The organism is Arthrobacter sp. 05L45_2, assembly GCF_056397525.1.
Window position 1 is genome coordinate 1 of the sequence record NZ_JBFTNO010000092.1, and the last position, 11,116, is coordinate 11,116.

The window sequence follows — 11,116 nt, forward strand, 5'->3', positions numbered from 1 at the left end:
TTCATGGAGCGCAGGGCAACGCCCTGCACCTGGTCGGTGAAGAGGCCCTCGCCGATCAGCCAGCTGGCCTGATCGGCCGTCTGCTGTTTGACGAACTGCTCCACGAGCGCACCGAAGACGTCCGAGACGGACTCGTTCAGGGCGCCGGATTGATTGCGGTAGGTGAGTCCGGCGGAAAACTGTGTGACGCCGTGCGTGAGCTCATGGCCGATCACGCTCATGGAGGCCGTGAACCGGTTGAAGACCTGGCCGTCGCCGTCGCCAAAGACCATTTGCCGGCCGTCCCAGAAAGCGTTGTCATAGCGCTGGCCGAAGTGCACCGTCGCGTCCAGCGGCAGGCCGTTGCCGTCAATGGAATTGCGGCCGAAGGCATCCGCGTACAGCCGGTGCGTGTGGCCCAGGCCGTCGTAGGCCTCATCCGCCGCGGGGTCCCCGGTGGCGTTCTCGCCCTCCTTGCGGACCAGCACCCCCGGCAGGTTCTCCGAGGTCTTTGCGTCGTAGATGGTCCGCTGCGGCGGCCCCGGTGTGAGCTGCCGCAGGCCCGGGGGCGTTGCCGGCGAGGGCAGGGCCCGGGACGCCTGGAAGGTCCTGACGTGCTGCAGGGCTTCCTTGGCGGCGCGGGCGGCGATCAGCAGCCGTGGTTCATGCTGCTGGGCTGCCAGCCGGCGCAGCAGATAAGGCGGGATGATGGAGCAGTACATGTTGAGACCCCTTAACTTCAGCCGATGCGAACAGCCTACGAGCGGGCTCCGACAATTGGCAGGGGTCGGGCCGGTAGTCACCCGCACAAACCGGCTGCCGTTGGATACGGTAGGCCCATGGCGGAATCGGAAAAGCGGAAAAAGCCCGGCTCGACCCTGGTAACGGTGATCATCGCCTTCGCGGCGAATTTCCTCGTCGCAGCGGCAAAGACGGTCGCCGCGCTGCTGTCCGGGTCCGCATCGATGACGGCGGAGGCCGCGCACTCCTGGGCGGACACCGGCAACCAGATCTTCCTGTTCTTCGCCGAACGGCGGTCGGCCCGGCCACGGGACAAGAGCCACCCCATGGGGTACGGCCGGGAAGCCTACGTCTGGTCGATGTTCGCAGCCTTCGGGCTCTTCACCGCCGGGGCAGTGGTGTCCATCATGCACGGGATCCAGCAAATCATTGCCCCCGAGCCGGCAGCGGACTTCACCATCGCCTATGTGGTGCTGGCCGTTGCGTTCGTCTTTGAGGGAATCTCCTTCATCCAGGCGTTCCGGCAAACCCGGAAGGCGGCCCGGCAGCTGGACCGGCACACCCTGGAGCAGGTCCTGATCAGCTCGGACCCCACACTGCGTGCCGTCTTTGCGGAAGACGCCGCCGCGCTGATCGGCCTCGTGGTGGCCTTTGCCGGCATCTTCCTGCACCAGGTCACCGGCTCGCCGATTCCGGACGCCGTGGGCTCGATCGTCGTCGGGGTGCTGCTGGCCGTCGTCGCCGTCGTGCTGATCGACCGCAACCGGCGCTTCCTGGTGGGCCAGGGCGTCACCCGGGACATCGAACGCTCCATGGCCCAGCGGGTGCTCGAGCACCAGGAGATCGCCCGTCTGACCTACCTGCACCTGGAATTTGTGGGCCCCCGGCGGCTGTACCTTGTTGCCGCCGTCGATCTGCAGGGGGACCACCCGGAACACGAGGTGGCCGTGGCCCTGCGCCGCATCGAGCGGGAACTGGAGGACCACGAAACGGTGGAAGAAGCCGTCCTGACCCTGGCCACCCCGGACGAACCGGAGCTGGAGTTCAGCGCCGGGGCCAGCCACGACGCCAGCTGAGCGGACAACAAACACCCCGGACAGCAAAAACCCCGCCGTTTCACTGAAACGGCGGGGTTTTGTGTGTGCCCTCGATAGGATTCGAACCTACGACCTTCTGCTCCGGAGGCAGACGCTCTATCCCCTGAGCTACGAGGGCAATCAGGGATCCTGCCGTGACCGGCGGGACGTCCTAGAGCTTAGCAGGAAGGTGGGCTCCAAACGAAAATCCGCCGCCCGGGCACGGCGCCGCATCCAACAGCGCATCCATCAGGGGGAGCGGCAGCCCCGGATGATGGCGCCATAATTCCACCGGACTGCGGGCCTTCGGTAGGCTAGAACCGTGACCCCAGAAGAACTCTCCCTCGCCATATCCGCCTGCCTGAAGGACGCCGTCGCCGCTGGTGACATTGCCCTCGCCGCCACTGATATCCCGGAGGCGGTACGCGTGGAGCGGCCGAAGAACAGGGACCACGGCGACTGGGCCACCAACATCGCGCTGCAGCTGGCCAAAGCGGCGGGTACCAACCCGCGGCAGCTGGCCGGGCTGCTGAGTGAGCGGCTCGCCTCGATCGAGGGCGTCTCCGCTGTCGACATCGCCGGCCCGGGGTTCCTGAACATCACGGTCGATGCCGCGGCCGCCGGTGCCCTCGCCAAAGCCATCGTCGAGGCCGGAACCGCATACGGGACCAACACCGCGCTCGCGGGCCGCACGGTCAACATGGAGTTCGTCTCCGCCAACCCCACCGGTCCGCTGCACATTGGCCACACCCGCTGGGCCGCCCTGGGCGACTCCATCGCCCGGGTCCTGCGGGCTTCCGGTGCCGACGTCACTGCCGAGTACTACATCAACGACGCCGGCTCGCAGATGGACGTCTTCGCGCACTCGGTGCTGTCCCGGCTGCACGGCCGGGGCGTTCCGGAGGGCGGCTACCCGGGCGAATACATCGCCGACCTCGGCCACGAGGTCCTGACCCGGCACCCGGACATCCGCGAACTCACCGACGTCGCTGCCCTTCCCGTGATCCGCGGCGCGGCCTACAAGGCCCAGCTGCACGACATCAAGCAGACCCTCGCGGAGTTCGGCGTCGAGTTCGATGTCTACTTCTCCGAGCAGGAACTGCACGACGCCGGCGCCATTGCCGACGCCGTCGCCCGGCTCCGGGAACAGGGCCACGTGTACGACGACGGCGGCGCCGTCTGGCTGCGCACCACCGACTTCGGTGACGACAAGGACCGCGTGATGATCCGCGCGAACGGCGAGCCAACATACTTCGCCGCCGACGCCGCGTACTACCTGTCCAAAAAGGACCGTGGTTTCACCGAGAAAATCTACCTGCTCGGCGCCGACCACCACGGCTACATCAACCGGCTCAAGGCCATCGCGGCTGCGGCCGGCGACGATCCCGAGGTCAACATCGAGGTGCTGATCGGCCAGCTGGTCTCCGTCAACGGCGCCAAGCTGTCCAAGCGGGCCGGCAACATCATCGAACTCAAGGACCTGATCTCCTGGCTGGGCAAGGATGCCGTCCGCTACTCCCTGGCCCGCTTCCCGGCCGACTCCCCGCTGACCCTGGACCCGGAGCTGCTCAAAAAGCACAGCAACGAGAACCCGGTGTTCTACGTCCAGTACGCGCACGCCCGGTCCCGCGGCGCCGCACGCAACGCCGTGGCCGCCGGGGTCGAACGGAGTGTGGACGGCAAGGACAGTTTTGACGCGTCCCTGCTGGACCACCCGACCGAAAACGAGCTGCTCTCCCACCTGGGCAGCTACCCGTCGATTGTGGCCAAGGCGGCCGAGCTCCGCGAGCCGCACCGCGTGGCCCGCCACCTGGAAGTCATCGCGGGGGCCTACCACCGCTGGTACGACGCCTGCCGCGTGGCACCCTTGGGCGAGGAACCCATTACCGACCTGAACCGGACCCGGTTGTGGCTCAACGACGCCACCAGCCAGGTGCTGGCCAACGGACTGGAACTGCTGGGCGTTTCGGCGCCGGAACGGATGTGAACGCCATGACCGCGACACCGGATCAAAGCAACACCGCCTCCCCGCTCGCCCCGGACTGGCTCGCCGTCCCGGACGACCTGAACGCGCTGCACACCCCGATGTGGGCGGAGGGCGTGGCCAGGAACGACGGCGGCGAGCTGGCCATCGACGGCATCCCGGTCAGCGAACTGCAGCGGCAGTTCGGGACACCGCTGTTTGTTATGAGCGAGACCGATTTCCGGGCCCGGGCCCGGGCCTTCCAGGACGCCTTCAACGAGGCGTTCGCCGATATCTGCGGGGGAGTGGACGTCTACTACGCCGGTAAGTCGTTCCTGTGCACCGCCGTCGTCCGCTGGGTCGAGGAGGAAGGGCTCCGGCTGGACACCGCGTCCGGCGGGGAACTGGCCGTCGCGGCCAGTGCCGGCATTCCCGGTGCCGCCGTGGCCCTGCATGGGAACAACAAATCCGACGCCGAGATCCACCGGGCCCTCGACATGAAGCTCGGCCGGATCGTCATCGACAGCCTCGACGAGCTGCAGCGCGTGGCTGCGATCGCGGCCAATCGGGGCGAAACGGCCAAGGTGATGCTGCGGCTGACCCCCGGCGTGCACGCCCACACCCACGAATTCATTGCCACCGCGCACGAGGACCAGAAGTTCGGCCTCTCGATGGCCGGCGACTCTACGGACCAGGCCGGCCTGTCCGCCGCTGAAGAGGCTGTGGCGGCCGCGGCGGGCCATGACAGCATCGAGCTGCTGGGGCTGCACTGCCACATCGGGTCCCAGATCTTCGAGCCGGACGGCTTCGCCCTGGCCGCGGAAAAACTGCTGGACTTCCTCGCCGCCATGCAGGCCAAGTACTCGATCGTGCTGCCCGAACTGGACCTTGGCGGTGGCTACGGCATCGCCTACACCCCGGTGGACACCCCGCGGCCGCCGGCCGAAATCGCCCAGGCGATGGCCGTCGTCGTCCGCGCGAAAGTCGCCGAACTCGGCATCACCGCGCCGCGGATCTCGATTGAACCCGGACGCGCGATCGTCGGAACCAGCACTTTTACCCTGTACGAGGTGGGAACCCTCAAGACGGTCCGGGTGGATGCGCCGGAAAACGGCGCAGAAAACGTTACGTTCCCGCGCCGTTATGTGTCGGTCGACGGCGGCATGAGCGACAACGCCCGCCCGGTGCTCTACGACGCGGATTATTCAGCCGTGGTGGCGTCGCGCAGCACCGATTCGGCGGCGCAGCTGTCCCGAGTGGTGGGCAAACATTGCGAGAGCGGCGACATAGTTGTTAGAGATGTATATCTGCCCGAGGACGTGGCAGCCGGTGATCTGCTCGCTGTACCGGGGACCGGCGCCTACTGCTGGGCCCTGTCAAGCAATTACAACTATCTGGCCCGGCCGGGCGTTGTCGCGGTACGCGATGGATCAGTCCGGCTTATTGTCCGCGGCGAAACCGAACAAGATCTGCTGAACCGCGACATGGGAGTCTGAATGACGGAAATGCAAACCCTGAAAGTGGCCCTGCTGGGCTGTGGCAACGTCGGAGCCCAGGTTGCGCGGATCCTCATTGACGACGCCGAGGCCCTGGCGTCCCGCACCGGAGCCCGCCTCGAACTGAGCGGCGTCGCCGTGCGCAACCCGGATGCCCGGCGCGACGTCGAACTGCCCCAGGACCTCTTCACCACTGACGCCGAGGCTCTGGTCAAGGACGCTGACCTCGTCATCGAACTGATGGGCGGCATCGAGCCGGCGCGCGGCCTGATCCTGACCGCTATCCGGCATGGCGCGTCCGTCGTGACCGGCAACAAGGCACTGCTCGCCCAGGACGGCCCGACCCTCTACGAGGAGGCGGACAAGGCAGGCGTTCAGCTCTCCTACGAGGCCGCCGTCGCGGGTGCCATCCCGATCCTGCGCCCCATCCGGGACAGCCTTTCCGGCGACCGGATCACCCGGGTCCTGGGCATCGTCAACGGCACCACAAACTTCATCCTCGACCAGATGGACACCACGGGCGCACAGTTCGCGGACGCCCTCGCCGAGGCCCAGCGGCTGGGCTACGCCGAAGCGGACCCCACGGCCGACGTCGAGGGCCTGGACGCCGCCGCGAAGGCCGCGATCCTCGCGTCCCTGTCCTTCCACACGCGGTTCGCCCTCGAGGACGTCTACTGCGAGGGCATCACCTCGGTCACGGCGGCGGACATCGCCGCCGCCAAGGACGCCGGCTTTGTCATCAAGCTGCTGGCCATCGCCGAAAAGCTCACAGACGACGCCGGCGAGCCGGGCGTCTCGGTGCGGGTGCACCCCACCCTCCTTCCCCGTGAGCACCCGCTCGCCGCAGTGCACGGGGCGTTCAACGCGGTCTTCATCGAAGCCGAAAACGCCGGCGAGCTGATGTTCTACGGCCAGGGCGCCGGCGGCACGCCGACGGCGTCGGCCGTGCTGGGCGACCTGGTGTCTGCAGCCCGCCGGATCGTGCTGGGCGGCCCCGGACGCACCGAAACCACCACCGGACACGTTCCTGCGCTGCCCATCGACGCGGCCGTGACCAGCTACTACATCGGACTCGACGTCGCGGACCAGCCGGGCGTCCTCGCCAGGATTGCGCAGCTGTTCGCAGAACACGGCGTGTCCATCGAAATCATGCGCCAGACCATCCACCGCGACTCGGCCTCCAAGGCTGAGTCGGCGGAACTGCGGATCGTCACGCACCGCGCCAGCGAAGCCGCCCTGTCGGCAACTGTCCAGGCCGTCAAGGGCCTGGACATCATCAATTCCGTCACATCCGTACTGCGGGTAGAAGGGGTCTAAGTGGCTCACCAATGGCGCGGAGTCATCCGCGAATACGCCGAACGCCTGCCGGTCACCGAGGCCACCAAAGTCATCACCCTCGGTGAGGGCGGCACCCCGCTCGTCCACGCGCAGAAGCTCTCCGAACTCACCGGTTCCACGGTCTACCTCAAGGTCGAGGGCATGAACCCCACCGGTTCGTTCAAGGACCGCGGCATGACCATGGCCATGACGGCCGCCGTCGCCTCCGGGGCCAAGGCAGTGGTCTGCGCCTCCACCGGCAACACGTCGGCGTCCGCCGCCGCCTACGCAACCTCCGCCGGACTGCAGTGTGCCGTGCTGGTGCCCGAGGGCAAAATCTCGATGGGCAAGCTGAGCCAGGCCATTGCGCACGGCGCCACGCTCCTGCAGGTGGACGGGAACTTCGATGACTGCCTCGACATCGCCCGCAAGCTGGGGGAGTCGTACCCGGTGTTCCTGGTGAACTCGGTGAATCCGGCCCGGATTGAAGGACAAAAAACCGGTGCCTTCGAAGTGGTCGACGCCCTCGGCGACGCCCCGGACATCCACGTGCTCCCTGTCGGCAACGCCGGCAACATCAGCGCGTACTGGAAGGGCTACAAGGAATACGCGGCGCCCTTCGAATCCGCCACTGCAGGAAACCTGCCCGCCGTCGCAACAAAGACCCCGGTCATGTGGGGCTTCCAGGCCGCCGGCGCAGCCCCGTTCGTTGCGGGGCACCCCATCACGGAGCCGGACACCATCGCCACCGCCATTCGGATCGGCAACCCCGCCTCCTGGGACACCGCCGTCGCCGCGCGCGACGAATCCGGCGGTGTCATCGAGGCCGTCACGGATGAGGAAATCCTCTCCGCGCACCGCTGGCTCTCCGCCCGCGAAGGCGTCTTTGTCGAACCGGGTTCCGCTGCCGGCGTCGCCGGGCTGATCAAGAAGCACGCCGCGGGCCAGGTACCGTCCGGCAAGACCATCGTCATCACCGTCACCGGGCACGGCCTCAAGGATCCGCAGTGGGCCCTGCGCACCGAAGACGGCAGCGATGTGCAGCCGGTCAAGGTGGCCAACGACGTCGTCACGGTCGCGGCCGAACTGGGACTGGAAGAAAAATAGCCTTGGAAACAACCCTCACCGTCCCCGCCGAATCGGCCGCCGACACTCCGGCGGTCCCGGCGGGGCAAGTGGTCACCGTCCGGGTGCCGGCCACCAGCGCCAACCTCGGCCCCGGCTACGACAGCCTGGGCCTGGCGCTGTCCCTGCACGACACCCTGACGGTGGAAACCCTGGCGAGCGGCGAGCTCGAATTTGAACTCAGCGGCGAGGGCGCCGACACGCTGCCCCGCGACGCGAGCCACCTGGTGGCCAGAGCCCTCACCGAGGCGCTGCACGTACTGGGTTTCCGCCACGAGGGGCTGCGGATCACCGCGGACAACGTCAACCCGCACGGGCGCGGCCTGGGGTCCTCGGCGGCAGCCGTGGTGGCAGCCGCCACCGCCGCGAACGCCCTGGTCCCGGCTGAATCCCGCCGCGGCAAGGACTGGATCCTGCAGTTCACCAGCCGGCTTGAAGGGCAYCCGGACAACGTCGCACCCGCSATTTTCGGCGGATTGGCSCTGTCATGGCAGGACAGYGASCAGTACAGCAGCACCTGCGCCACAGTGGACGCCGGCATCGTCCCGGTGGTCGCGGTGCCGGACTTCGAGCTCTCCACCGAAGCGGCTCGGGCTCTTTTGCCTGCCTCGGTGGGACACCACGCGGCCGCCATGAACTCGGGCAGGGCCGCCCTGCTGATCCATGCCCTGACGCAGAACCCCGAATTCCTGCTGGCAGGAACCGAGGACTACCTGCACCAGAGCTACCGCGCCCAGGCGATGCGGCCCAGCGCCGCGCTGATCGACGCGCTTCGGCAGCGCGGCCACGCAGCCGTGGTCTCGGGCGCCGGGCCCACCGTGCTGGTGCTGGCGTCCGGCGAAAAGGAAGCGGCCGACGTCGTCGACTTCATCGGAGCTTTCACCGCCGACAACACGCCGGACGTCGCTTGGCGTGTGATGAAGCTGGCTGTAGACACTGAGGGTGCTAAAGTGGAAGTGCACCGGCGGTAATCACGCAAGCTTTGTATAGACCGCGATGTTGGCCCAGTTGCCCTCTCTCATCTTTCACTGCGCAAACAATTTCCGGTGCCGCCTGCTTTCGGCCTGACGAAAGAAGCTGCAGAATTCCTCTGTACCCCTGAATCGTCAGCCGGCCGTTCCTTACTTTCGGGGCGTGTCTTGGTGTAGCAGTATCCGGCCCGCCGGCCGATATCCAACCGGCATGGCCGAAATCCCGGCTGCAGATCTGAACTGCAGCCCAGATCAAATCACCGCGTCCAGCTCCTAGCCTGGACGCCGTCGAGGGGGAAGGATCCTTCGTGACCGAAACCACTGAGCTGTCTCCAGCTGTGGACACATCATCTTCTGCTGCCGCTTCGGCAGCACCCGCCAAGAGCAGCGGCCTCGCAGGCCTCAAGCTCGCCCAGCTGCAGGCCCTGGCCAGCCAGCTGGGTATCTCCGGCGGCTCCCGGATGCGCAAGGGCGATCTGGTGACTGCCATTTCCGCCCACCGTGCCGGTACCCCGATCAGCAAGTCCGCCGACCGCGCCGCTGAGAAGGCGAGCGACAACGGCTCCATTGCCCACGCTGTTGCCCCGGCCGCCGCACCCGTAGCGGCCGAAACCGCTCCGGCCGAGAACCCGCGTGCCCGCACCCGGGGACGCAGCCGCCGCGCAGGCAGCGACGGTGTTGTCACCGCTCCCGCCGCCGAGGCCCCCGCCGCAGCACCTGAGGTCCAGGCCGCCCCGGAGCAGGCTCCGGCCGAGCAGGGCTCCGAAGGCAGCGACCGCACCCGCCAGCCGCGGACCCGTAACCGCCGCCGCGGCGAAGCAGCCGCCCAGGCCGAAGCTCCCGCCGCTGCAGCCACCGAAGCTCCCGCCGAGCAGACGGCCGGCGAACAGCGCCAGGACCGCCAGCCCGAGCAGGGCAACGACGACGGCCAGCGCCGCGAGAACACCCGCGGCCGTGGCGGCCGTGAGGACAACGCCGCCAACCGCGACAACAGCCGCGACAACAACCGCGACAACGACGACAACGACGGCGGCAGCCGCCGCAACCGCCGTAACCGTCGTGACCGCAACGACCGCTCGGGCGGCCAGGACAACCGCGACAACAACTCGCGCAACGACCGTTTCCGGGACCGCAACGAACGCCGCCGCGGCCGTTCCCAGGGCCCGGACGTCGACGACGTCGAGGTCACCGAGGACGATGTCCTGCTGCCCGTCGCCGGCATCCTGGACGTGCTGGAGAACTACGCGTTCATCCGCACCTCCGGTTACCTGCCGGGTTCGAACGACGTCTACGTATCCCTCGCCCAGGTCAAGAAGTACAACCTGCGCAAGGGCGACGCCGTCGTCGGTGCCATCCGCGCCCCGCGTGAAGGCGAAGCCCAGCACAACAACCAGCAGCAGTCGGCCCGGCAGAAGTTCAACGCCCTGGTCCGCGTCACCTCGGTCAACGGCAAGACCCCCGAGGAGCTGAAGGACCGCGTAGAGTTCGCGAAGCTTGTTCCGCTCTACCCCTCCGAGCGCCTGCGCCTCGAGACGGACCCCAAGAAGATCGGCCCCCGCGTCATCGACCTGGTTGCCCCGATCGGCAAGGGCCAGCGTGGCCTGATCGTCTCGCCGCCGAAGGCCGGCAAGACCCTCATCCTGCAGTCCATCGCGAACGCCATCACCACCAACAACCCTGAGGTCCACCTCATGATGGTGCTCGTTGACGAACGTCCCGAAGAAGTCACGGACATGCAGCGCACCGTCAAGGGTGAGGTCATTGCCTCCACCTTCGACCGGCCCGCCGATGACCACACCACCGTGGCCGAACTCTCCATCGAACGCGCCAAGCGGCTCGTGGAAATGGGCATGGACGTGGTGGTCCTGCTGGACTCGATGACCCGCCTGGGCCGTGCCTACAACCTGGCAGCACCGGCCTCCGGCCGCATCCTGTCCGGTGGTGTCGACTCGGCCGCGCTGTACCCGCCGAAGCGCTTCTTCGGTGCGGCACGCAACATCGAAAACGGCGGCTCGCTGACCATCCTGGCCACCGCCCTGGTTGAGACCGGCTCCAAGATGGACGAGGTCATCTTCGAGGAGTTCAAGGGCACCGGCAACATGGAACTGCGCCTGTCCCGCCAGCTCGCGGACAAGCGCATCTTCCCGGCCGTGGACGTCAACGCGTCCGGCACCCGCCGCGAGGAAAACCTGCTCTCTGCCGAGGAAGTCAAGATCATGTGGAAGCTGCGCCGTGTCCTGTCCGGACTGGAAACGCAGCAGAGCCTTGAACTGCTGACCAACAAGATCCGGGAGACCCAGAGCAACGTCGAGTTCCTGATGCAGGTTCAGAAGACGACGCTTGGTGCGAAGTCCGATAACGACAAGTAGCTGAGTTGAGGGGTGGGGCCGTCGCATATTTTTTGCCGGCCCCGCCCCTTCGCGTTGCGGCTGGCGTACTGCGTACGCC

The 11,116-nt window shown here is 67.4% G+C and carries 8 protein-coding genes and 1 tRNA gene; 7 read left to right on the forward strand and 2 right to left on the reverse strand.

The features are described 5' to 3' along the window. A partial coding sequence (locus AC1DHD_RS09015; RefSeq protein WP_476879383.1) for a M4 family metallopeptidase occupies positions 1-701 on the reverse strand: 701 nt, incomplete at its 3' end. 117 nt (positions 702-818) lie between these two features. On the opposite strand from AC1DHD_RS09015, the gene AC1DHD_RS09020 reads away from it, so the two are divergent. Continuing rightward, entirely contained in the window at positions 819-1,796 is a 978-nt protein-coding gene (locus tag AC1DHD_RS09020) for a cation diffusion facilitator family transporter (protein ID WP_476879384.1), read from the forward strand. A gap of 66 nt (positions 1,797-1,862) precedes the next feature. Here the strand turns inward: AC1DHD_RS09020 and AC1DHD_RS09025 are convergent. Then, a tRNA-Arg gene (locus AC1DHD_RS09025) sits at positions 1,863-1,935 on the reverse strand. Positions 1,936-2,118: 183 nt separating this feature from the next. On the opposite strand from AC1DHD_RS09025, the gene argS reads away from it, so the two are divergent. The 6 genes from argS (at position 2,119) to rho (ending at position 11,037) form a co-directional block, all read left to right on the forward strand. Further along, positions 2,119-3,783 (forward strand): arginine--tRNA ligase, encoded by a 1,665-nt coding sequence (gene argS / locus AC1DHD_RS09030; protein ID WP_476879385.1) that lies wholly within the window; start codon positions 2,119-2,121, stop codon positions 3,781-3,783. Positions 3,784-3,788: 5 nt separating this feature from the next. Continuing rightward, a complete protein-coding gene (lysA, locus tag AC1DHD_RS09035; RefSeq protein ID WP_476879386.1) occupies positions 3,789-5,255 on the forward strand; it encodes a diaminopimelate decarboxylase in 1,467 nt (488 codons plus the stop codon). Continuing rightward, a complete protein-coding gene (locus AC1DHD_RS09040; protein ID WP_476879387.1) occupies positions 5,256-6,572 on the forward strand; it encodes a homoserine dehydrogenase in 1,317 nt (438 codons plus the stop codon). Continuing rightward, entirely contained in the window at positions 6,573-7,679 is a 1,107-nt protein-coding gene (thrC, locus tag AC1DHD_RS09045; RefSeq protein WP_476879388.1) for a threonine synthase, read from the forward strand. It begins immediately after the preceding gene. Positions 7,680-7,681: 2 nt separating this feature from the next. Then, positions 7,682-8,668 (forward strand): homoserine kinase, encoded by a 987-nt coding sequence (thrB, locus tag AC1DHD_RS09050; protein ID WP_476879389.1) that lies wholly within the window; start codon positions 7,682-7,684, stop codon positions 8,666-8,668. Between the two features lie 308 nt (positions 8,669-8,976). Beyond that, the gene (rho, locus tag AC1DHD_RS09055) at positions 8,977-11,037 is read left to right on the forward strand and encodes a transcription termination factor Rho (RefSeq protein WP_476879390.1); all 2,061 of its coding nucleotides are present in this window, start codon (positions 8,977-8,979) and stop codon (positions 11,035-11,037) included. The last annotated feature ends 79 nt before the right edge of the window (positions 11,038-11,116 follow it).

What these genes read in the sequence shown, in the direction of transcription:
- AC1DHD_RS09020 (WP_476879384.1), top strand. Translation starts at nt 819, where the DNA reads ATGGCGGAATCGGAAAAGCGGAAAAAGCCCGGCTCGACCCTGGTAACG.
- lysA (WP_476879386.1), top strand. Translation starts at nt 3,789, where the DNA reads ATGACCGCGACACCGGATCAAAGCAACACCGCCTCCCCGCTCGCCCCG.
- AC1DHD_RS09040 (WP_476879387.1), top strand. Translation starts at nt 5,256, where the DNA reads ATGACGGAAATGCAAACCCTGAAAGTGGCCCTGCTGGGCTGTGGCAAC.